At 71.6% G+C, this 22,325-nt stretch carries 21 protein-coding genes; 15 read left to right on the forward strand and 6 right to left on the reverse strand.

Annotated features, from left to right (window positions below):
* Both L942_RS44555 and L942_RS29880 read left to right on the forward strand, forming a co-directional pair.
* Positions 1-471 (forward strand): hypothetical protein, encoded by a 471-nt coding sequence (locus L942_RS44555; protein ID WP_037367007.1) that lies wholly within the window; start codon positions 1-3, stop codon positions 469-471.
* Between the two features lie 84 nt (positions 472-555).
* Positions 556-1,344, forward strand: coding sequence for an aldo/keto reductase (locus L942_RS29880; RefSeq protein WP_037367009.1), 789 nt, complete (start codon positions 556-558; stop codon positions 1,342-1,344).
* 274 nt (positions 1,345-1,618) lie between these two features.
* Here L942_RS29880 and L942_RS29885 read toward each other — a convergent pair whose 3' ends face one another.
* The 5 genes from L942_RS29885 to L942_RS29905 all read right to left on the reverse strand — a co-directional run bounded on the left by L942_RS29885 (position 1,619) and on the right by L942_RS29905 (position 6,742).
* Entirely contained in the window at positions 1,619-2,305 is a 687-nt protein-coding gene (locus L942_RS29885; protein WP_081655288.1) for a substrate-binding domain-containing protein, read from the reverse strand.
* 89 nt (positions 2,306-2,394) lie between these two features.
* Positions 2,395-3,330, reverse strand: a complete 936-nt coding sequence (locus L942_RS29890; protein WP_051166343.1) for a hypothetical protein — start codon at positions 3,328-3,330, stop codon at positions 2,395-2,397.
* Positions 3,331-3,412: 82 nt separating this feature from the next.
* The gene (locus L942_RS29895; RefSeq protein WP_037367011.1) at positions 3,413-4,456 is read right to left on the reverse strand and encodes a hemolysin family protein; all 1,044 of its coding nucleotides are present in this window, start codon (positions 4,454-4,456) and stop codon (positions 3,413-3,415) included.
* Complete coding sequence (locus L942_RS29900) at positions 4,453-5,775, reverse strand: hemolysin family protein (protein ID WP_440201346.1); 1,323 nt, start codon at positions 5,773-5,775, stop codon at positions 4,453-4,455. The genes L942_RS29895 and L942_RS29900 overlap by 4 nt, the downstream gene beginning before the upstream one ends.
* Before the next feature lie 379 nt (positions 5,776-6,154).
* On the reverse strand, positions 6,155-6,742 hold the full coding sequence (locus L942_RS29905; protein WP_037367015.1) for a TetR/AcrR family transcriptional regulator: 588 nt from the start codon (positions 6,740-6,742) through the stop codon (positions 6,155-6,157).
* 169 nt (positions 6,743-6,911) lie between these two features.
* Between L942_RS29905 and L942_RS29910 the strand changes: the two genes are divergently transcribed.
* Genes L942_RS29910 through pip form a run of 4 tightly spaced genes read left to right on the forward strand, consistent with a single transcriptional unit; the run spans position 6,912 to position 9,773 of the window.
* Entirely contained in the window at positions 6,912-7,244 is a 333-nt protein-coding gene (locus L942_RS29910; protein ID WP_037367018.1) for a hypothetical protein, read from the forward strand.
* 33 nt (positions 7,245-7,277) lie between these two features.
* Entirely contained in the window at positions 7,278-8,063 is a 786-nt protein-coding gene (locus L942_RS29915) for a PPE domain-containing protein (RefSeq protein WP_051166344.1), read from the forward strand.
* A 24-nt stretch (positions 8,064-8,087) separates the two neighbouring features.
* A complete protein-coding gene (locus L942_RS29920) occupies positions 8,088-8,816 on the forward strand; it encodes an ESX secretion-associated protein EspG (RefSeq protein ID WP_106965086.1) in 729 nt (242 codons plus the stop codon).
* 9 nt (positions 8,817-8,825) lie between these two features.
* Positions 8,826-9,773 (forward strand): prolyl aminopeptidase, encoded by a 948-nt coding sequence (gene pip / locus L942_RS29925; protein WP_037367022.1) that lies wholly within the window; start codon positions 8,826-8,828, stop codon positions 9,771-9,773.
* Between the two features lie 263 nt (positions 9,774-10,036).
* Here the strand turns inward: pip and L942_RS29930 are convergent, their stop codons facing one another.
* Positions 10,037-11,230, reverse strand: coding sequence for a Glu/Leu/Phe/Val dehydrogenase dimerization domain-containing protein (locus L942_RS29930; RefSeq protein ID WP_037367024.1), 1,194 nt, complete (start codon positions 11,228-11,230; stop codon positions 10,037-10,039).
* 120 nt (positions 11,231-11,350) lie between these two features.
* Here L942_RS29930 and L942_RS29935 point away from each other — a divergent pair, with 120 nt between their 5' ends.
* The 9 genes from L942_RS29935 (at position 11,351) to L942_RS29975 (ending at position 22,303) form a co-directional block, all read left to right on the forward strand.
* Positions 11,351-12,277, forward strand: a complete 927-nt coding sequence (locus L942_RS29935) for a LysR family transcriptional regulator (RefSeq protein ID WP_037367026.1) — start codon at positions 11,351-11,353, stop codon at positions 12,275-12,277.
* A gap of 532 nt (positions 12,278-12,809) precedes the next feature.
* Positions 12,810-14,072, forward strand: coding sequence for a glutamate-cysteine ligase family protein (locus L942_RS29940; protein WP_037367028.1), 1,263 nt, complete (start codon positions 12,810-12,812; stop codon positions 14,070-14,072).
* 62 nt (positions 14,073-14,134) lie between these two features.
* Positions 14,135-15,484 carry an ergothioneine biosynthesis protein EgtB gene (egtB, locus tag L942_RS29945; protein WP_037367030.1) on the forward strand — a complete coding sequence of 450 codons (1,350 nt, stop codon included), beginning with the start codon at positions 14,135-14,137 and terminating at the stop codon, positions 15,482-15,484.
* Positions 15,485-15,488: 4 nt separating this feature from the next.
* A complete protein-coding gene (egtC, locus tag L942_RS29950) occupies positions 15,489-16,253 on the forward strand; it encodes an ergothioneine biosynthesis protein EgtC (protein ID WP_037367032.1) in 765 nt (254 codons plus the stop codon).
* The gene (gene egtD / locus L942_RS29955) at positions 16,250-17,221 is read left to right on the forward strand and encodes an L-histidine N(alpha)-methyltransferase (protein ID WP_037367035.1); all 972 of its coding nucleotides are present in this window, start codon (positions 16,250-16,252) and stop codon (positions 17,219-17,221) included. The genes egtC and egtD overlap by 4 nt, the downstream gene beginning before the upstream one ends.
* Before the next feature lie 46 nt (positions 17,222-17,267).
* Positions 17,268-17,684, forward strand: coding sequence for a nitroreductase family deazaflavin-dependent oxidoreductase (locus L942_RS29960; RefSeq protein WP_037367036.1), 417 nt, complete (start codon positions 17,268-17,270; stop codon positions 17,682-17,684).
* Positions 17,685-18,271: 587 nt separating this feature from the next.
* Complete coding sequence (locus tag L942_RS29965; protein WP_037367038.1) at positions 18,272-19,900, forward strand: alpha/beta hydrolase; 1,629 nt, start codon at positions 18,272-18,274, stop codon at positions 19,898-19,900.
* A 106-nt stretch (positions 19,901-20,006) separates the two neighbouring features.
* Positions 20,007-21,146, forward strand: a complete 1,140-nt coding sequence (locus L942_RS29970) for an EfeM/EfeO family lipoprotein (RefSeq protein WP_037367041.1) — start codon at positions 20,007-20,009, stop codon at positions 21,144-21,146.
* Positions 21,143-22,303 (forward strand): Dyp-type peroxidase, encoded by a 1,161-nt coding sequence (locus L942_RS29975; protein ID WP_037367043.1) that lies wholly within the window; start codon positions 21,143-21,145, stop codon positions 22,301-22,303. The genes L942_RS29970 and L942_RS29975 overlap by 4 nt, the downstream gene beginning before the upstream one ends.
* Positions 22,304-22,325 lie beyond the last annotated feature (22 nt).

Below are 22,325 nucleotides of genomic sequence, written 5' to 3' on the forward strand. Positions count from 1 at the left end.
GTGCGGGACCAGATCGTGAGCGACTTCCTGAACACCCTCGCGCGGCCCGCGGTCCCGGCTCCGGCCGGGGCCACGGTCGCGGCTCTCGCCCTTGCCCAAGCCGCGGCGCTGCTGAGCCGGGCGGCCGGCGGCGACGCCGAAGCGGACCGCCTGACGCGGCAGGCGTTGCGGCTGGCGGAGATCGACGCGCATGCCGTCACGCACGACGTGCCCGACCGCGCCCAGCCCGCCGCGGACGTGGTCGCCGCGGCGGGGGAGGTGGTCCGGGTGGCCGAACGCTTGCTGTCCACTGTGGACTCCGCGGCGCTGGCGGACGTCTGCGCGGCGGCGGAAATGGCGGGTTCCTCGGCGCGGACGGCCGGCCTCGCGGTCGAAGCGCGAAACGGATTCGCGGCGGACGCGGACGCGGTCTCCGAACGGGCGGCCCGGGTGACCGCGACGGTCCGTTCGGGCGTGCGCAGCGGGGGGTGAACGCGGCGGCGACCAGGGAGTGGCAAGATCTGCGGTGTTCGCCAGGAGACCCGTCCCCGAGAACACCGCAGTGAGGATCGCCGCATGGCTGTGCCGCCCCTGCTCACGCTGAACAACTCGGTCACCATCCCGCAGCTCGGACTCGGCCTGTACCAGGTCCGGCCCGACCAGGTCGCGAAGGTCGTCGCGACCGCGTTCGAGGCGGGGTACCGCAGCCTCGACACCGCCGCCATGTACGGCAACGAGGCCGAGGTCGGCGCGGCGGTGCGGGAGTCCGGACTGCCGCGCGAGGACGTCTTCGTCACCACGAAGGTGTGGAACACCGACCACGGCTACGACAACACCCTGCGCGCGTTCGACCGCAGCGCCGAAGCGCTCGGCCTCGGCCCGGTCGACCTGTACCTGATCCATTGGCCGAAACCGGAGCTGGACCGCTACGTGGAGACCTGGCGGGCGCTCGAACGGCTGCTGAACGAGGGCCGCGTGCGGGCGATCGGCGTGTCCAACTTCGGCATCGACCACCTGCGCCGCCTGCTCGACGAGACCGACATCGTCCCGGTGGTCAACCAGGTGGAACTGCATCCGTGGCAGCAGCAGGCCCCGCTGCGCGCGTTCCACGCCGAGCACGGCATCGCGACCGAGGCGTGGAGCCCGCTGGCCCGCGGCAGGCACCTCAACGACCGGGTCGTCACGTCGCTGGCCGCGAAGTACGGGAAAACGCCCGCTCAGCTGGTCCTGCGCTGGCACCTGCAGCTGGGGATCATCGCGATCCCGAAATCGGCCACGCCGTCGCGGATCCGGGAGAACGCGGACGTGTTCGACTTCGAACTCGCCGAGGACGACCTGCTGGCGCTGGCCGAACTCGACTCGTGAGTGTTGGCGCCGGTTCTAACCGGAATCGCCGCTCACGACACCCCAGCCGCTCCGGCCCGCGCTGACAGCGGCGCTGCGGCGGAGCTGTCAGCTCGTGAGTGTTAGTGCCGGTTAGAACCGGCGCCGCCGCTCACGAGGCGGTCCGCTCGGCCGAGGCGTGGTCAGGCAGCCTGCCCGGCCCGGCTAGCGCGGTCGCGGGCAGCCGCACTGCCTCGGATACGCGACACCGCCCCAGCCCGGGTGCGGGGCGGAGGCGGTGCCGGCGGGCCGGGGGTCAGGAAGCGCGGATGCCCGCCGCCGCGAAGTCGGCCAGCTGGGCCGGTTCCTTGAGGAACGCCCGGAAGCTCTGCGTGCCGCGCTGCTGGACCTCGTCGATCGACGTGCCGGACAGGCCGACGAACGGGTAGTCCGCGGGCGGCCCGGAGCCGATCGGCATCGCGGGGGAGCCGATGACGTCCGGCTTGGCCTTCGACAGCTGCGTGATCCAGTACGACGATTCGGGGATCCAGCCGTCGGGCAGTCCGCCGATCGTGCTGAGGGCGGACTTGCCGGTGAGCGCGTTCAGCACGTCGGACGCGGGCTTGCTCTGCACGGCCACGTGCACGCAGCTGCCGTGCACTTGCGTCAGGTCCTGGTTCCACCGCGCCGCCGCGGCCTCGACCGGCTTGGCGATCTGCGGGGTCACCACGATCCGGACGTCGGTGCGGCCGCCGTTGCAGCTCGCGGCCTGCGCCTCGGCGCGGTTGTTGAGCACGCTGTCGGCCCAGTTCCAGCCGACCACGCCGAGCGTGGCCAGCACCACGAGCCCGAGGGCCACGAGAGGCCACTTCGCGATCCGCCGGCGAGGCGCCTTCTTGGCGACGATCCGGTGCGACCCGGTCGTCTCGCTGCGGCCGGCGGGCCGCTTCGGCGGGTCGAGAGGGTGCGGCACCGGCTCCTCGGGCAGGCTGTGACGCCCCATCGTTGTCCTTTCGTGACCTGCACAACACGCTCTGTCATGCAATCGAATCGTTATCACTCTATCAGGCCAGCGACCTGCAGTGAATACCGTTACGCAGAGTTGTCGGCTCCCGGGCTCGCCGGCTCCGGCCCGGGCTCCGGCGGGGTGGCCGGATCGGCGAGCAGGTCGCGGCAGAGGCCGATCAGCCGGGCCCGCAGCGGCGCGGCCCGCTCGGCGAATCCGGCCTGGGCTCGGGCGTAGGCGGCCCGCCCTTCGGCGGTCTCGATCGGCACCGGCCGGTAGCCGTAGCCCGACAGATCGTACGGGCTGGCCCGCATGTCCAGTTCGCGGACGTCCGCGGCGAGCTCGAAACAGTCGCCGACCAGCTCGGCGGGCACGAACGGATCGAGCTTGTACGCCCATTTGAAAAGGTCCATGTTCGCGTGCAGGCAGCCCGGCTGCTCCAGGTCGACCTGCGCCTCCCGGGTCGGCGCGAGCGTGTTCCGCGGCCGCGCCGGGCCGGTGAAGAACCGGAACGCGTCGTAGTGCCCGCACCGGATGTCCAGGGATTCCACGACCCGGTCCGTCCCGGCCGAACCGAGCCGCAGCGGGACTTGCGCGTGCCGCACCGAATCCGCGGGCTCGCGGTAGACCATCGCCCATTCGTGGAGCCCGAAGCAGCTCAGCCGCGGCGACCGGGACGCCGTCGCCGACAGCAGCTTCAGCACGAACTCCGCGGTCCGCGCCCGGCGGCCGGAGAACGCCGCCGGGTCGAGCATCACCCCGGCGTCCGTCTCGACGTAGGCCGGGCGGTCCAGGAACCGCCGCGCGGACGCGCCCGCGAGCACCACGCCCGGACCGGGCTGCCAGCGTTCGAGATGTCCCGGCCGGTGCGAGTAGTAAGTGAACAGGAAGTCGAGCACCGGATGTTTCTCGCCGCGCGCCCGGCGCTCCTGGTGCGGCCCGGTCCACGCGCGCATCCGCTCGACGTGCGCTCGCTGGCGGGCCTCCCAGTCCGCCTCGGCGAGCACGACCGGCGCGCTCATGCCGCCGCCTCCTTGACGCGTTTCACGCTGGTCATCGGGGAGGCGACGGCAGGAGTGCCGATGATTCGCTTGCCAGCCGCGCTCATGCCGCCACGTGGGTGCCGTCGCGCACGGTCCCCACGTATTCCTCGACGAGGTCTTCCAGCGCCACCACGCCGACCGCCGCACCGGACGCGTCGAGCGCCCGCGCGAGGTGGCTGCCTTCCTTGCGCATGGCCGAAAGCGCGACGTCGAGCCGTGCGTCCGACCGCAGTTCGGTGAGCGCCCGCGTCTTGTCGTCCGGGATCACCGTCTCCGGATCCTGTCCGACGAGGTCCAGAACGTCCTTCACGTGGATGTAGCCGGTGAGCGAACCGTCCTCGGTGCACACCGGGAAGCGCGAGAACCCGGTGGTGGACACCGCGCGCTCGACGTCGCCGAGCGTCGGCCCGCAGGGGAGCGTCGTGAGTTCCGAGGTGGGCACCAGCACGTCCGCGACGGTCTTGGCGACCGACGACAGGGTCTGCGAAAGCCGCCGGTGCTCGGACTGGTCCAGCAGCCCCTCCTGGCGCGATTCGCTGAGCAGTTCGGCCAGTTCGTCGGAGCTGTAGGCGGTCTCCAGCTCGTCCTTCGGCTCGACCTTCAGCAGGCGCAGCAAGGAGTTCGCGACGAAGTTGAGGAACGCGATGACCGGGTTCGCCACCTTCACCCACGCCACGTGCACCGGCACGAGCCACAGCGCCAGCCGCTCCGGTTCGGCGATCGCCAGGTTCTTCGGCACCATCTCGCCGATCAGCACGTGGAGCATCGTGATGAACGCCAGCGCGATCGCGAACGAGATCGGGTGCAGCAGCTCGTCGGGCAGGCCGAGCAGGTCGAAGAACCCGGACAGCCGGTGCGCGACCGCGGGCTCGCCCAGGCGGCCGAGCAGCAGCGAGCAGATGGTGATCCCGAGCTGGGCCCCGGCGAGCATCCGCGACACGTGCTTGCTCGCGTTGATGACGATCTGCGCACGCGTCTTTCCCTGCTCCAGCAACGCTTCCAGCCGGTCGCGGCGCGAGGAGATCAGGGTGAATTCCGCGCCCACGAAGAACGCGTTGGCCAGCAGCAGGACCACGACGAGGGCGATGTTCAGCCAGTCGTTCACGCGGGCACCTCGCGTTCGGCCGGGCGCACCTGGACCTCGGCGACGCGGTGCCGGTCCATGCTGGTGACCGCGAGCCGCCAGCCGTCGACCTCGACTTCGTCGCCCTCGGCCGGGATGGCGCCGAGCCGCTCCAGGATCAGCCCGGCGATCGTCTCGTAGTCGCCCTCGGGCATCCGGAAGCCCGTGATCTCGCGGACCTCGTCCGCGCGCAGCTGCCCGGACACGAGCCAGCGGTCCGCGCCGAGCCGCTGCGCGGCCGGGGCCTCGCGTTCGTCGTGCTCGTCGCGGACGTCGCCGATGATCTCCTCGACCACGTCCTCCAGCGTGACCAGCCCGGCGGTGCCGCCGTACTCGTCGACCACGATCGCGAGCTGGTAGCGCGAATCGCGCAGCCGGTTCAGCAGATCGTCGCCGGGCAGCGACTCCGGCACCGTCGGCACCGGCCGCATCGCCGAGCGGATCCGGGTGGTCGCGCGGTCCGCGGCCGGGACGGCGAAGGCCTGTTTGACGTGCACCGCGCCCTGGACGTCGTCGAGATCCTCGGTGTAGACCGGGAACCGCGAGAACCCGGTGCGCCGGGAAATGTCGATGAGGTCGTCGATCGTGTCGTCCACGGTGAGCGATTCGACCTGCACGCGCGGGGTCATCAGCTCGTCCGCGGTGCGGTCGCCGAAGCGCAGCGAGCGGTCCAGCAGCTCCGCGGTGGACGTGTCGAGCTTCCCGCTTTCCGCGCTGGAGCGGACGATCGAGCCCAGCTCCTGCGGCGACCGCGCCGAACGGAGCTCCTCCTGCGGTTCGATGCCGAACTTGCGGACGAGGAAGTTGGCGCTGTTGTTCATCAGCGTGATGAGCCAGCGGAACAGCGCGGAGAACCGGGCGTGGTAGCCGGAAACCGCGCGCGCGGTCGGCAGCGGCCGCGCGATCGCGATGTTCTTCGGCACCATCTCGCCGAGGATCATCGACAGGAACGTGGCCAGCACCAGCGCGACCGCCACCGCGACGCCGGACGCCGCCGGCTCGGGCAGGCCCAGCGCGTCGAGCAGCGGGCGGACCAGGTCGCCGATGAGCGGTTCGGCCAGGAAACCGGTGACCAGCGTGGTGAGCGTGATCGCGACCTGCGCGCCGGACAGCTGGAAGCTCAGCGTGCGGTGCGCCTTCTGCACCGTCCGCGAGCGCTTGTCACCGACCTGCCGGACATCCGCGTCGACGGTGCTGCGCTCGAGCGCGGTCAGCGAGAACTCGGCGGCCACGGCGAGGCCGGTGCCGATCGTGAGAAGAACGAAGAGCAGCACGCCGAGCACGGAAAGCAGGACGTGGATCACAGCGCACCGTCCGGGACGGCGGGACGGACGGCGGGCGGGAAGCCGGGTCGGGCAGGACCCGGCCCGGTACTGTCACCGGGCGATGGCGCGGCGCGCACGGATGGAAGTCACTCCTTGAGCAAGACTGGTTTGTAGTGCGACGATGCCGACAATCGTACCGGGTCCGGACAGCAGTGCCCCGGCAGGACGCGAAGCCGCCTCCGGTTTTTCCTCCCGCCACGGCACGGACCGCGCGTCGACCCGCTGCTCGGCGTGGCGTCCGACGGGCGGAGAGCGCCTCTGTCCACTGTGGCGGTTCGGCGCGGTACCCAGAGTTGTCCGGCGGCCGGATGGTTCACCGGATCGCGTACCGGCGGCGGGGTCGGCCAACGCGGAACTAGCCGTGCGCGCCGGGCCGGTGCCGCCGAACGGTCTCCTCGACGAGGTCCAGCACCGGGCCGAGATCGTCGCCGGGAAGGCCCATCGCGAGGTGCGAAACGAGTCCTTCCAGCACGAGTTCCAGGAACGCGGTCAGCACGCTGACGTCGACGTCGTCGCGCAGGTTGCCCGCCTTGCGCTGCCATTCGAGGCGGTCGCGGGTGGCCTCGGTCAGCTGCTGGGAGCGTTCCGCCCACCGGCCGCGGAACTCCGGGTCGGTGCGCAGCCGCCGCGACACCTCCAGCCGGGTGCCGAGCCAGTCCGCCGGATGCTCGCTGTTGCCGGCCAGCAGATCGCGCATGACCTGGACCAGACCCTGTTCGGCGACGACGTCGGCCATCCGCACCGCGTCGTCCTCGGCCAGGGCGAGGAAAAGCGATTCCTTGTCGCGGAAGTGGTGGAAGATGGCCCCGCGGGACAATCCGGTCGCTTCTTCGAGGCGGCGGACCGTGGCGCCCTCGTAGCCGTAGCGTGCGAAACACACGCGCGAGCCGTCGAGGATCTGCCGGCGGCGTGCGTCGAGGTGATCCTGGCTGACCCGTGGCATCCTGAAATCCTGACATCGAGGACCGGGTTCTCGCAATCCGTACGTACGTACTGTGACGAGACGGCGGAACGCATGCGCGCCGTCACACCGGCGGGTTCTCGGCTGACACGACCGGGCCGGTTGACTACGCTGTGCACATCACGACGGGAGCACCGGAAAGGGAGCGGCCTTGGTCATCGGCGAGTCGGGCCGTGCGCGCGGCGGTTTCGCCATGGACGCGGCGGAGCTGACCGCCGTCATCCGGCTCTGGGAGGACCAGCTCGGCAAGATCGCCGCCGACGCTCGCGCGATCGACGAGATCCGGGAAGTCTTCGCTGCCCCCGGCGCCGACCCGGCGAGCGCGGAGTACGCCGCCGCCGGCGCGGATTCCCTGCGCACGCTGCGCGACCAGAACGAGGCGCTGCGCCGCTACGCCGCCGGATACCTCGACAAGCTGCGCACCGCGCGGGACCGGACGGCCGAGGCGGACCAGGCGGGCGCCGACCTCGGCCGCGGCCGGTAAGCGGACGCCCCGGTCGCGCACGAAGGGAACCAGGTGGACGGGAAGCAGATCTTCGAGAACTTCCGCGGCGGCGACACGTCCGGGTTGCGCGCTGCGGCGGCGAAGGTCCAGGAGCTTTCGGCGGCCTACCTGGAGCGCGCGCGGAGCGTGAAAGACCTGCAGGAGCGGATGGTGCGCTCGTGGACCGGCGATTCCGCGGACGCGGCGAAAGCGGGCGCGGGACCGGTCGAGGCCGGGTTCCGGGAGTCCGCCGATCCGCTCGACCTCACGAGCGCGTCGATGGACACCCAGGCCAGCAGCTTCGAAAGCTCTCGGCACGCGGTGGTCGACGTGCCGCCGCGGCCCGAACAGCCGCAGCCGTGGGCCGGGCCGCTGCAGGCGGTGCTGCCCGCGTCCGCCGCCCCAGCGTCCTTTCAGGACAGAATCGACCGGTTCCACAGCGCGAACGAGAACAATGTGCGGGTGATGGAGCAGTACCACGGCGTCACGGTGAACACGAAACGCGTGCTGCCGAAGCAATACGGCCCGATCGTCCCGGACAGCGCGCCGATCCGCCGGAGAAGCCCGGACAGCACGACCGCGCAGGCGGCCGCGGGCCACGACCGGAACGGCCCCGGTGCCGCGGTCCTGCCCGCTCCGGTCAGCGAACCGTCGCAGCGCCGCTCGGGCCCGGCGGTCGGCGGTGCTCCCGGCGCAGCGGGCGGTCCGGGCGACGGGCTGCACTGGCGGCCGGACTACCTTCTCGAATCCGATCCCGAAGGCGCGTTCGGCATGGACGGTTCGGCGACCCCGCCGGTTCTCGGCGACGAGGAGGAGTAGCCGGTGGCCGATCCGGCGGGACGGGTGGACGTCCCGGTCGAAGCGCTGGCCGCGCTGGCCGAACGCGAACAGGTGGGCCGGTTGCACGTGACGCTGCGGCCGGATCCGGTGTGGCTGTCGGAGACCGAACGCGACGAAGCCGCGAAGCGGGTGGACGACGCGCTGGCGCTGGCAGGCCTGGTCGACTCGCGCGGCCGGCCGACGGTGGACTTCCTCGACTGGCTGCCGCTTCTCGTGCGCCCGGTAATCGAGTACTACGGCTGGGTCGCGACCGGCGATCGCACGTACGGCGTGCTCGCCGCGGCGAGCGGCTTGCAGGCGGTGCTCGCGGTGTCGGACGGCGAACGCGTCGGCGTCCAGGAGATCGACCGCGAACGCGTGCTGGAAACTCTGGTCGAGCAGCTCCCGGCGGTGGGCCCGGGCGGCGGTTACGTGCGCACGGTGCGCGTCGCGGACCTGACCGAAGCCGCCCGGCGCGGCGAGGACGCTTTTCCGTTGGACCCGGTGCTGGCGGACGTGCTAACTCTGGTGCAGCGTCCGGTGCACGGAAGCGGAGAGCTGTACGCGGGACGACGGGACGAAGTCGGCCGGTACGTCCGGTTGGAAGAACCCTTGCACTACGCGGACACCGACTGGGGCCGGTACCTGAGCTACACCGTCGGGACCGGGCCGGACGCGGAAATCCGGATCGGGCCGGCCGGCCCGGCCGAACTGTGCGGTGCGCTGCGGGATCTGGAGCGCACCCTGAACTGAGGGGAACGCGTGCGCTATCCGGAAATCGAGCCGTACGACAGCGGCCTGCTCGACGTCGGCGACGGCCACCAGGTGTACTGGGAGACCTGCGGCAACCCCGACGGAAAACCGGTAGCGGTCCTGCACGGCGGCCCGGGTACCGGGTGCAGCGAAGGAATGCGCCAGTTCTTCGACCCGGCGCGCTACCGAATCGTCCTGCTGGACCAGCGCGGGAGCGGCCGCAGCATCCCGCACGCGGGCGACACCGTCGAGGCGCTGAAGGCGAACACCGCTGCCCACCTGATCAGCGACTTCGAATTGCTGCGGGAAAAACTGGAAATCGACCGCTGGCAACTCTTCGGCGGCTCCTGGGGCTGTGTCCTCGGCCTGGCTTATGCGGAAAAGCATCCCGAACGCGTGACGGAAATCGTCATGATGGGCCTGGCCACCGACCGCCAGGCCGAAATCGACTTGCTCACCGGCGGCCTGGGCGGAATGTTCCCGGAGGAATATGCGCGATTCCGCGAAGCCGTACCGGAAAACGACCGGGACGGCGACCTCGCCGCGGCCTATTACCGTTTGCTCACCGACCCCGACCCTGCAGTCCACGAGGCCGCCGCACAAGCCTGGTGCACCTGGGAATCCGCCATGCAGCCCGGCGTCCCGCCCTCCCCGAAATTCGACGACCCCCGCTTCCGCCTAGGCTTCGCCCGCCTGGTCACCCATTATTTCTCGCAAGGCTGCTTCCTGGAAGACGGCGCAATCCTACGCGACGCCGCAAAACTAGACGGAATCCCCGTAGTCCTGGTACAAGGCGTCCTGGACCTGAGCAGCCTGGTCGGCACCCCCTGGCTCCTGGAACGGGCAATCCCCGCCGCCGAACTCATCCTGGTCGACGACGCAGGCCACACCACCGCAGTAGCGTCAATGGAAGAAGCCCTCATCGCCGCCACCGACAAATTCGCCACCCTCCCGTGAGGGGAACCCGGCCCGCCCGCAAACAGCAGCCGCCGCACCCAACGATCGAGACCCCCACCCCACCGGCGGCCACTGCACCCCAACTCATCGAGGCACCCAGCCCAGGCCCTGCACCCCGATACGAAGCCTCTCTGCGGTCTGAGGGTGGTTGTCAAGGCACGCTTTCCCGCCTTGACAACCACCCTCAGACCGTCAGCACAATCAAGCTTCGGGGTGCCCCACGCCACTCACCGAGCTGCAATGTCGCCGCCAGGCGACGAGCATCAGGGAATCATCAAGACCGGCACCCCGCGAACCGCCTCCTCCGCCCGAGCCTGCTGGACCGCCTCCGCCTGCCGCAACGCGGTCACCCGGGGCGGAACCCGGTCCAGATGCCACTCCGCCAGCACCAGCGCGACCTTGGCCTGCATCTCCGTCCGCAGCCGCAGGAACGAATCCGCCGGATCCGCCCCGACCTCCCCGAGCAGCAGCCACCAAGCCCAAGCCGCGGCCCCGGCATTGGCGATGAAGTCCGGGATCACCGCGACCCCGCGAGCCGACAACGCCGCCTCCGCCTCCGGAGTAGTCGCCGCGTTGGCCGCCTCGACCACGACCTTGGCCTTCACGAGGTTCTCGTTGTCCACCCGCAGCGCGTAGGAAATAGCCGCGGGCACGAAAATGTCGGCGTCGACCGCCACTACGGCCTCCCGCGGCAACGCCTGGACCGCCTCCGGCAGCCGTTCCCGGTCGACCTCCCCGAACCGATCGCGCAACTCGAGCAACGCCGGCACATCCAACCCCTCGGGGTCGTACAACGTCCCGGCCGCGTCGGCGACCGCGACGACCTTCATCCCCGCCTCGTGCAGGTACCAGGCCGCCCCGCCGCCCATCGTCCCGATTCCCTGGATCGCGACGGTCGTCTCGGCAACTTCCCAGCCCCAGGTGTTCGCCGCGCCGAGGCACGCCTGCGCCACGCCGTACCCGCCGATCACGTCGCCGAGCAGCTGCCCGCCCGGGACCGGCGCGTTGAGCCCGGCCTGCACCCGGCGGAGCGTGCGCGCCGGATCGGCCGACCGGCGGATCGCGGCGTGGTACGACTGCTCCAACCCCAGGTTCGCGAAGACCTCGTCGATGAGGTGCTGCGGCACGCCGAGGTCCTCGGCGGTCACCCAGTGCGCGTCGAGCCAGGGCCGCAGGAACTCGCAGAACCGGGTGAGGACGCCGGTCGCCCGCGGGTCCTTGGGGTCGAAGTCGATCCCGCCTTTCGCCCCGCCGACCGGGAGGTTGAACGCGGCTGTCTTGTTCGCCATGCCGCGCGCGAGGTCGGCCACCTCGTCGACCGTGCAGCCGGCGCGCATCCGCGTGCCGCCCGTGGCGACGCCGGAGACCAGGCTGTGCACGACCAGGTAGCCGTGCGCGCCCGTGACCGGGTCGGTCCACGTGAGCTTCATCAGCGGTTCGGCGATCCGCGGGTCCATCGAGCCACTCACCTCCTCGGGTCCTCGGCGGCGCGTTTCGCCGCCTGCTTCCGAGGGTGGGGCCGGGGCCGGGCCCGCGTCCATTTACCGAATGTGGACGAAGTTGTTTAGGGTTCGTACATGGAGCTTTCGTTGCACCGCTTGAGGATGCTCCGCGAACTGCACCGCAGGGGCACGGTCACCGCGGCCGCGGCGGCCTTGCATTACACCGCTTCGGCGGTATCCCAGCAACTCGCGCAGCTCGAACGCGACGTCGGCGCGAAGCTGTTCGAACGGCTCGGCCGCCGGGTGCAGCTGACCGAACTCGGCATTCTGCTCACCGAGCACGCCGAGGAGATCCTGGGCTCGGTCGAACGCGCGACGCTCGCGCTGGAAGAAGCGCAAGGCACCATGTCCGCACGGCTGACGGCCGGAGTCTGGGCGTCCGTCGCGTCCGGTTTGCTGCCGACCGCGCTCACCGCGCTGGCCGCGGACTACCCGGGAATCCAAGTCCGGACGAAGGAACTGGCCCCGGAGGCGACCGCGGACGCGGTGCGCGACGGCAGCCTGGACCTGTCGTTCGTGATCGACTACTCGGACGCGCCGATGGAGTGGAGCGACGGGCTGGAACGCGCGGTCGTGGCGGTGGAACGGCTGCACGCGGCGGTACCGGCGGGCGCGCTGCCGGCCGCGACGGTGCCCCTCGACGCGCTGGCGGAACACCCGTGGATCCTGGCGAGCGCGAAGTCCCATTTCGGCCGGGCGATCCGGATCGCCTGCCAGCGGCACGGTTTCCAGCCCAAAATCAACCACGAGGTCGAGGAGCAGTCGACCGCGATGGCGATGGTGGGCGCCGGGCTCGGCGTGACGCTGGTGTCCGATCTGGGCCTCCGCTTGCTGCGCCCGCCCGGGATCGACGTCGTCGCGCTGGCCCCGCCCCTGCTGCGGACGGTGTCGATCGCCTACCGGCGCACCGAGATCCGCCGCCCGGCGCTGCACCTGGTGATCGGTGCGGTCCAGGAGGCGGCGGCCGAGCTGGGGCTGGGCACGGAACCCGCTCTGCCGTGAGGCGCGACCGGTTGCGTTGTGGTGCTGGCCGGGCGGTATCGGTCTGCGGTGCTCGGCGCCGTGGCGAAACGGGGGGCTGGACGCGGAACCTGTTCTTGCCTGAGGCGGGCGGGGGTTCGCCGCGGTGTCCGGGATCGGCGTTTCGGTACTGGCCCGGCGGTATCGAGTTGCGGTGCGCGGCGCCGTGCAGGAGGCCGCCGCTGCACCGGGGGCTGGGCGCGGAACCTGTTCTGGCGTGAGGTGGGCGGGGTTTCGCTCTGGTGTCCGGTTGGTCCCGCGGCCGTCGCGCCCGCCCGGGATCGACGCTGCGCTGGCCGGGCGCCGAACCCGCTGTTCAGTCCGGCCGGGGTGCCCCGGATGGAGCAGTGCGGCCGACGTGATCTTTTCAGTGAACTCCCAGGTCAACGCAGATTACGAAGGGATTATCGATCGCCGCGGAGGCTGCGCGGCCCTGTTTTTGTCGTACCCCGCGTGTAGCGTCGCGAAGCGACGAGGTCCGGCCCCGCGGACCTCCTGAGGTGGACGGCGACAGATGACTGCAGTGCACGATTTTCCGGACAGATCCGGGAGTGCGGCGAACCTCACCGCGCGGGTGCTTGCCGACCGTGCGGAAGGGGAGCGGTACGTCGCGTCGGTGTGTTTCAAGCACGGCCCGCCGAGACTGCTCGGGGTGGAGCTCGAGTTCACCGTGCACCACGCCGGCGACCCGGCCCGCCCGCTCGACCCCGATGTCCTCGCCACGGCGCTCGGCCCGCACACCCCGCGGACGCTGCGCCCCGACAGTCCGGCGATCCCGCTCCCGGCCGGTGCGCCGGTGAGCCTGGAACCCGGGTGCCAGGTGGAGCTTTCCGCTCCGCCGCAGGCCTCGCTGCGTGCGCTGCACGCGGCTGTGGAGGCCGACCTCGCTCATCTCACCGGTCTTCTCGCCCGCCACGGCCTCGAACTCGGGGCCGCGGGCATCGACGAACACCGTCCGCCCCGGCGCGTTCTGCGCACGCCCCGCTACGCCGCCATGGAACGCCGGTTCGCCCCGATCGGGGCGGGCGGCATCACCATGATGTGCAGCACCGCGGGCCTGCAGATCTGCGTCGACGCGGGCGAAGCCCACGAGGTCGCCGCGCGCTGGGCGGCCGCGCACGCGATGGGTCCGCCGCTGCTGGCGCTCTTCGCGAATTCGCGCGTGCACGCCGGAGCCGACACCGGATTCGCGTCGGCGCGCTGGCTCGCGGTTATGGAAACCGAACCGGTCCGCACGCAGTCGCCCGAGCCGGGCGTGGACCCGGCGCGCGAATGGGCCCGCCGGATGATGGACACGCCGCTGATGGTGTTCCCGCGCGGAGAACGGCCGTGGGACGCGCCGGAGGGGCTGACCTTCGCCGAGTGGATCAGCGGCCGGGGCGCGGCCGCCGTGCTGCGCCGCCCGACGGCCGCGGACCTCGACTACCACCTCACCACGATGTTCACCCCGGTGCGGCCGCAGGGCTACCTCGAACTGAGGTACCTGGACGGACAGCCGCCCGGCGACTGGCTGCCGCCGGTGGCGCTGGTCTCCGCGCTGCTGGCCAGCCAGTCCACAGTGGACAAAGTGCGCGAGGTGTGCGCGCCGGCCGCCGGCCGGTGGGCCGACGCCGCCCGGTGCGGGATGGCCGACGCGCAGCTGGCGGCGGTCGCGAGGGAGCTGGTGGAGCTGGGCGTCGCCGAACTCCCGGCCACCGGCCTTCCCGAGGACACCGTCGCCGGGCTCGCCGCCGGGCTGCGGGCCCGGGCCGCCGGCGTGCCGCGCCAGGACCGATGAGCAGGACCGAGAACACCGCCGGGCCGGGCGCCCGGCGAACCGGACTCGAGGAGTCAGGAGCCATGAGCACCATCCCCGAACAGAACCCGTTGCGGGAGCTGAGCCCGCAGGACCTGCGGGCGCACGCGGCCGCCGCCCTCACCCGGGCGCGCGAGCGCAGCGTGGCCCTCACCGACGCCGTCGACGACGAAGACCTCGTGCGGCAGCACTCGAAACTGATGTCGCCGCTCGTGTGGGACCTCGCGCACATCGGCAGCCAGGAAGAACTGTGGCTGGTCCGCGACGTCGGCGGCCGGGAGCCGCTGCGGCCGGACATCGACGACCTCTACGACGCCTTCCAGCATCCCCGCGCCGACCGTCCGGCACTGCCGCTGCTCGGCCCGGCCGAGGCCCGGGCGTATGTGAAGGAAGTTCGCGAAAAGGCGTTCGACGTCTTGGAAACCGCCCCGCTGGAAGGCCGGCGGCTCACCGAGAGCGCGTTCGCGTTCGGCATGATCACCCAGCACGAGCAGCAGCACGACGAGACGATGCTGGCCACCCACCAGCTGCGCAAGGGCGAACCGGTGCTGCACGCTCCGGAGCCGCCGCGCGCGCCCGCCCGGAAGCTGCCCGCCGAGGTCCTCGTGCCCGGCGGCCGGTTCACCATGGGCACCACCGCCGAACCGTGGGCGCTGGACAACGAACGCCCGGCGCACGAGGTCGACGTGCCCGCCTTCGTCCTCGACACCACCCCGGTCACCTGCGGCGCGTACGTCGAGTTCCTGGAATCCGGCGGCTACCACGACCGGCGGTTCTGGAGCGAGCCCGGCTGGGCGTACCGGCAGGAGCACGACATCATCGCGCCCCGGTTCTGGCGTCGCGAACCGGACGGCTGGTGGCGCACCCGCTTCGGCGTGCGCGAACGCGTCCCGGCCGACGAGCCGGTCGTGCACGTCTCGTACTACGAGGCGGACGCGTACGCGCGCTGGGCGGGCAAGCGGCTGCCCACCGAGGCGGAATGGGAGAAGGCCGCCCGGTACGACCCGGCGAGCGGGCGGTCGCGGCGATTCCCCTGGGGCGACGAGGAACCGACGGCCGAGCACGCCAACCTCGGGCAGCGCCACCTGCGCCCGGCCGAGGCGGGCGCGTATCCGGCTGGGGCGTCGCCGCTCGGAGTGCACCAGCTGATCGGCGACGTCTGGGAGTGGACGAGCACCGATTTCCACGGCTACCCGGGCTTCGCGGCCTTCCCGTACCGGGAATACTCGGAGGTGTTCTTCGGCCCGGAGTACAAGGTCCTGCGCGGCGGGTCGTTCGGCACCGACGCGGCGGCGATCCGGGGCACCTTCCGCAACTGGGACTACCCGATCCGGCGGCAGATCTTCTCCGGTTTCCGGTGCGCGCGCGATCCGCGCCCGGGCGAGGCGGGCTAGCCGGATGTGCCGTCATCTCGCCTATCTCGGCGCGCCGGCGTCCCCGGCGGAGCTGATGTTCGCCGCGCCGCACGCGCTGCTCGTGCAGTCCTACGCGCCGCTCGACATGCGCGGCGGCGGTTCGGTGAACGCCGACGGCTTCGGCCTCGGCTGGTACCCGGAGCCGGGCGCGCCGCCGCAGCGCTACCGCCGCCGCGAACCGCTGTGGACCGACCAGACGCTGCCGGCGCTGGCCGCGTCGGTGCGCGCCACGGCGTTCGTCGCGGCGGTGCGCAACGGCACCACCGGAATGCCGGTCACCGAAGCGGCCGCCGCGCCGTTCATGGAAGACCGCTGGCTGTTCAGCCACAACGGAGTGGTGCGCGGATGGCCCGGTTCGATGCGCGGGCTGGCCGGGCAGCTGGACGTCACCGAGCTGTTCACGCTCGAAGCGCCGACGGATTCCGCATTGCTGTGGGCGCTGCTGCGCGCCCGGCTGCGCGCGGGGGAGGAGCCGCTCGAAGCGGTGACCGGCCTCGTTCGCGAGGTCGAGGCGGTCGCCCCGGGCTCCCGGCTGAACCTGCTGCTGACCGACGGCGAACTGCTCGTCGGCACCGCCTGGACACATGCGTTGTCCGTGCGCCGCACCGAAACCGGCGTGGTGCTGGCGTCCGAGCCGTGCGATCCGGATCCGGCCTGGACCGCCGTGCCCGACCGCCACGCCGTGCGCGCCACCGCCGCCGGCGTCGACGTCCTTCCCCTGACTCTGGAACGGAGCACCGCCCGATGACCGAAGCGGACCTGGAGAGCCATCGCCGCGTCGTGACCGCCGAACTGCGCGCGGACGTGCGCGAGGGGCTCACCGCGGACCAGAAGTGGTTGCCGCCCAAGTGGTTCTACGACGCCGAAGGCAGCAAGCTGTTCGAGAAGATCACCGCGCTGCCGGAGTACTACCCGACGCGCAGCGAGCGCGAGGTGCTCGCCGACCGGGCGGCAGAGATCGCCGAACGCACCGGCGCGCACACGCTCGTCGAGCTGGGGTCCGGGTCGAGCGAGAAGACCCGGCTGCTGCTGGACGCGCTCACCGCGCACGGCACGCTGGAGGCGTTCGTGCCGATGGACGTGTCGGAAACCGCGCTCGCCGAAGCCGCCGCCGCGATCACGGCGGACTACCCGAAGCTCGAGGTGCGCGGGGTGGTCGGCGACTTCACCCAGCACCTGCAGCTGCTGCCCGGCACCGCGCCGCGGGTCGTCGCCTTTCTCGGCGGCACGATCGGCAATTTCCTGCCCGGCGAACGCACGGAATTCCTGCACTCGGTACGGGACGTGCTCGGCGAAGGGGAGTGGCTGCTGCTCGGCACCGACCTGGTGAAGGACCGCGAAACGCTGGAACGCGCCTACGACGACGCGGCGGGCGTCACCGCGGCGTTCAACCGCAACGTGCTGCGCGTGATCAACGCCGAACTGGGCGCGGACTTCGACCCGGACGAATTCGACCACGTCGCGTACTGGGACTCCGACCACGAGTGGATCGAAATGCGGCTGCGCGCCCGGCGCCGCACCGAGGTCCGCATCCCCGGCGCGGACCTGATCGTGCCGTTCGCCGAGGGCGAGCACATCCGCACCGAGGTGTCGGCGAAGTTCCGGCCGGACGGCGTCGAGGCGGAGCTGAACGCCGCGGGATTCGCCCTGGAGCGATGGTGGACAGACTCACAGCAGCGGTTCGGGGTGAGTTTGGCAAGATCAGTGCGTGCGTAACCCTCTCGCGGCACTCGCCCGCAAGCTCGGCACCCAGCCCCGGCTGATGGGTGCCTCGCGTGCCGTCGTCGCCACCGACCGGCAGCTGCACCGGTGGTTCGGCGGCCGGATCAGCCTGGTCGGCCTGGCCGGGCTGCCGTCGCTGCGGCTCACCACCACCGGACGGCGCAGCGGCCTGCCGCGGAGCACGAACTTGCTGTACTACCCGCACGGCAGCGAGTTCGTGCTCACCGGCTCCAACTGGGGCCGCCCGAAGAACCCGGCGTGGACCCACAACCTGCGCGACAACCCGAAGGCGACGGTCGCACTGCGCGGCCGCGAGATCGAGGTGAAGGCGCGCGAGCTGGAGGGCGCGGAGTACGACCGGATGTGGGCGGAACTGCTCGAATTCTGGCCGGGCTACGAAATGGAACGCGACATCGCGGGGCGGGAGCTGCCGATCTTCGTCCTGACCCGCTGCTGAGCGGGCCGAACGGCGGAATCCGGTGCCGCGCGGTCCCGCGTCCGGTTCGATCGGGCGGAACCCCGGCAGGGTCGGAGAGAGCTGACGGGACCCTCGGGTACGTCGCCCGGCTGGTTCGCCGCTCTCGTACCGCGTCGCGAGCGGGGCGGCGAGCCGAGCGGGTCGGAGAACCGAGCGGGACGACGAGCCCAGGGGGCGGAGAGCCGAGCGGTGTGGCGAGCCCATCGGGGCGTCGAGCCGAGCGGGGTGGAGAGCCGAGCGGTGTGGCGAGCCCATCGGGGTGGAGAGCCGAGCGGTGTGGCGAGCCCATCGGGGTGGCGAGCCGAGCGGGGTGGAGAGCCGAGGGGCCGGCGAGCCGAGCGGGACGAAGAGCCGAGCAGGCACGGCCTCTGGTTGCGGGCGGAGAACTCGCATTCGGCTTGCTCCGTTTCTCCTCGATCCGCCCCGCGCCGCGGCATCCCCAAGCCTCGGCGTCGCTCGTCCGAACCCGCACTTCCTCCTTTTGGCCGGTGCCCGGCTTGGCCGGATTATGCCAGTCTCGGTGACGCCCCGTAATCAGACGGGTGCGCAACCAGGGGAGATTCCACGTGCGCGGAACGCAAAGAGCACGAACCGGAGCACTGATCGCGGCGGTCGCGGCCGCGTTGACCGGGCTGGCGGGCACTGCCGTCGCGGCGCCCGCCGATCCGGCGGCGCAGCAGGCCAAACCCGCGGAGATCGCGCGCACCGCGCCGGTCCAGTGGGAGGACTGCACCAAAGACCAGCTGCGCGGAGTCCCGGAAGACCAGGTCAAGCTGTACAGCTGCGCGCGCTACCGGGTCCCGGTCGACCACGACGACGCGTCGCTCGGCAGCATCGATCTCGCGCTGATGAAGCGCGCCGCCAAGGTTCCCGGCCAGCGGATCGGGTCGCTGTTCCTGAATCCGGGCGGTCCGGGCGGGTCGGGGCTGCGGATGCCGATCGCGGGCGAGCGCTACTTCCGCCCGCAGGTGCTCGACCGGTTCGACCTCGTCGGGTTCGACCCGCGCGGCGTCGGGGCCAGCAATCCGCTGCGCTGCTTCACCACCGCCGAGGACGCCGCGGACGTGCAGGGCCAGATGGTCCCGGTTCCCTTGTCGCGCAAGGAAATCTCCGGCACGCTCGCCGCGTACCGCGACTACGGCCAGTTCTGCCGCCGCAACGCGGGCGCGCTGCTCGATCACATGTCCACCCGCGACGTCGTGCGGGACCTCGACCAGCTGCGCGCCGCGGTCGGCGACAATCAGCTGACCTACACCGGGTTCTCCTACGGCACCCTCATCGGGTCCACCTACGCGGCGATGTTCCCGAAGCAGACGCGGGCGATCGTGATCGACGGGAACGTCGATCCGCCGCTGCGCACCAACGACGGCGTCAGCTACGACCTCGCGCGGGCGCAGGGCTTCGAGATCGCCCTCGACGGCTTCCTCAAGCGCTGTGCCCAGGCGGGCGACAAATGCGCGTTCAGCGCGGGCGATCCGCGGGCGAAGTTCGACGAACTGCGCGACCACGTGCGGACCGACCCGATCACGCTGCCCGACGGCACGAAGCTCGACCTCGGCACGCTGACCGGCGCGGTGTCGAGCGCGCTGTACTCGCCGGCGCAGTTCGGCGAACTGGCGGAGGGCTTGCAGCAGGCGTACTCGGTGCTGCACCCGTCGCTGCAGGCGCAGTCCGCGCGCAAGGGCGCGCTTTCGGTGGGCCGAGGCGGTCTGCTCGACCTCGCCCCGGACAGCCCGTACACCGGCGACGACTCGTATTTCGCGGTGAACTGCGCGGACAAGCCGATGCGGATCCGGCAGGAGCAGGTGCCGGGCATTGCGGCCAAGGCGGACCGGGAATCGCCGACGTTCGGCCGCTACCAGGTGTTCTCCGACATCGCCGCGTGCCCGGTGTGGCCCGCCGCGAAGACGTCCGACCCGTACCGCGGGCCGTGGCGCGCGAACACCGCGACGCCGGTGCTCGTGGTCAGCAACTTCTACGACCCGGCCACCCGGTACCGGTTCGGCCAGCGGATGGCCGAGGAGCTGGGCAACTCGCGGCTGCTGTCGGTCGACGCGTTCGGCCACTGCATCCTCGGCAGCGCGCGGGGCGTGGACGACGCGACGGCCGCGTACCTCATCGACCTGAAGGCGCCCGCCGACGGTCAGGTGTTCCAGCCGGACCGGCAGCCCTTCACGACGCCCGCGAAGGGCTGATCGGTTGATCTTCGGCCCGGAACCGGGCATAACGGCACAACCCTCTTGTCAGTGCCCGGCGGATCGGTGAAAGTGTCCGCCAGAAGTTCACCTGAGGGGAGTTGACGTGCGGCGCTGGGCGGGCGGGTTCGGCGCGGCGGCGGTCCTTGCCGGGACCGCGGTGCTCGCGAGCTGTTCCGGCTCGCCCGCCCAGCCCGGCCCAATCCAGGTTTCGCGCTCGGCCTGCGGCGACGGCTGGACCGCGCCGCCGGCCGGGCCGCAGACCCTGCAGGTCCGCAACAACGCCGCCGTCACCATGGAAATCGACCTCGTCGACCCGGCCACCGGCACGGTCTTCGGGGAACTGGAAGGCGTCGGCCCGGGCACGACGCGCGCGCTGCCGGTCAACTTCGGCAACGGCGCGTACGCCCTGCGTTGCGCACCCGAAGACGGCACGCCGTTCGTCGGCCCGACCGTGCACGTCACCGGCGGCGCGGACCGTCCGGGCCCGGCCGTGGTGCCGGTGACCAACGCGGATCTGCTCGGTCCGCTGAAGCAGTACCACGCCTATGTCGCCGACGGGCTCGGCACGCTCACCGGCCAGACCGCGGCGCTGGCACGAGCCGTCCGTTCGGGCGATCGCGGGGCCGCGCAGCAAGCTTGGCTCACCGCGCATCTCACCTACGAGCGCCTCGGCGCCGCCTACCACGCCTTCGGCGATTCGGACGGGGCGATCAACGGCACCACCGCCGGGTTGCCCGCCGGCACCGCCGATCCGGGGTTCACCGGCTTCCATCGCCTGGAAAACGGCTTGTGGCACAACGAAGCGATGCCCGCGCTGAGCCCGATCGCCGATCAGCTCGACCAGGCGGTCCAGAAGCTGCGCACCTCGTTCGCCGACGCGCAGATCGACCAGAACGACCTCGGCCTGCGCGCCCACGAAATCATGGAAAACACCCTGCAGTTCGAGCTGACCGGCCGTACCGACTACGGCAGCGGCTCCACCTTGGCGACTGCGCGCGCGAACCTCGCCGGGACGCGCGCGGTGCTCGAGGTGCTGCGCCCGCTGCTGGCCACGCGCTTTCCCGGTCTGAAGGACCTGGACGGGTGGATCGCCCGCACCGAGCACGACCTCGAAGCGGTCTCGGGGAAGCCATTGTCCGCTTTGGACCGCAAGCAGCGGCAGCGGATCAACGCCGACGTCTCGGAGCTGACCGAGCGGCTGGCCCCGGTCGCGGCGATCGCCGAGCCGAGGAGGGTCTCGTGACTCTGGGACGCCGCGCCTTCCTCCGCGGAGCCGCGGCCGCCGGCGCCGGCGCGGGTTTGACCGGTCTGGCCGGAAGCGCGACGGCGGCCGGGGGAGCGGTGCCGTTCCACGGTCCCCGGCAGACGGCCGTCCTGGCGGAACCCGCGAGGCATTCGGTCGTCGCCGCGTTCGACGTCGTCGCGGAAAACCGCGCCGAACTCGCCGAACTGCTCAAGGAACTCACCGCCCGCGCGCGGTTCCTCACCAGCGGCGGCGCCCCCGCGTCGGTCGGGATCACCGGGCCGCCCGCGGACTCCGGCGTGCTCGGTCCGGAAGTCCCGAAAGGCGAGCTTTCGGTGCTCGTGGGCGCGGGCGCGTCGTTGTTCGACGACCGGTACGGGCTCGCCGCGCGCAAACCGCCGAAGCTCAAGCAGATGCCGATGTTCCCGGACGACGCTCTCGATCCGCAGTGGTGCCACGGCGACCTCAGCCTCGTCCTCAACGCCGCCGAACCGGACACCGTGCTCCACGCGTTGCGCGACATCGCCCGCGCAACGCGCGGCGGGATGCAGCTGCGCTGGAAGATCGACGGGTTCAGCTCGCCGCCGCGCCCGTCCGGGACACCGCGCAACCTGCTCGGGTTCAAGGACGGCACCTCGAATCCCGGACCGTCCGAAGCGGACAGTCTCGTGTGGACGGATGACGGCGGCAGCTACCAGGTGATCCGGCTGATCCGGATGCTGGTCGAGTTCTGGGACCGGGTGTCGCTGTCGGAGCAGGAGAACATGATCGGCCGCCGCCGCGACACCGGCGCGCCGCTCGACGGCGCGGCCGAACAGGACGTCCCGCGCTACGCCGAGGACCCGATCGGCACGGTCATCCCGCTGACCAGCCACATCCGGCTCGCGAACCCGCGCACCCCGCAGACCGACGGGCAGCGGATCCTGCGCCGCGCGGTCAACTACGACCGCGGCGTGGATTCGAACGGCAACCTCGACCTGGGTCTTGTTTTCACCTGCTACCAGCGCGACCTCGAGCAGCAGTTCGAGGCCGTGCAGAAGCGGCTCGCCGGGGAGCCGCTCACCGACTACGTCTCGCCGTTCGGGGGCGGGTATTTCCACCTGTTCCCGGGCGTAACGGATCCGGCCGACCACTACGGCCGGGCACTGCTGGGTTGATGCTGGGCTGAGCGGAAGGAGT

Source organism: Amycolatopsis orientalis DSM 43388 (assembly GCF_000411975.1).
Taxonomy (GTDB): domain Bacteria; phylum Actinomycetota; class Actinomycetes; order Mycobacteriales; family Pseudonocardiaceae; genus Amycolatopsis; species Amycolatopsis orientalis_D.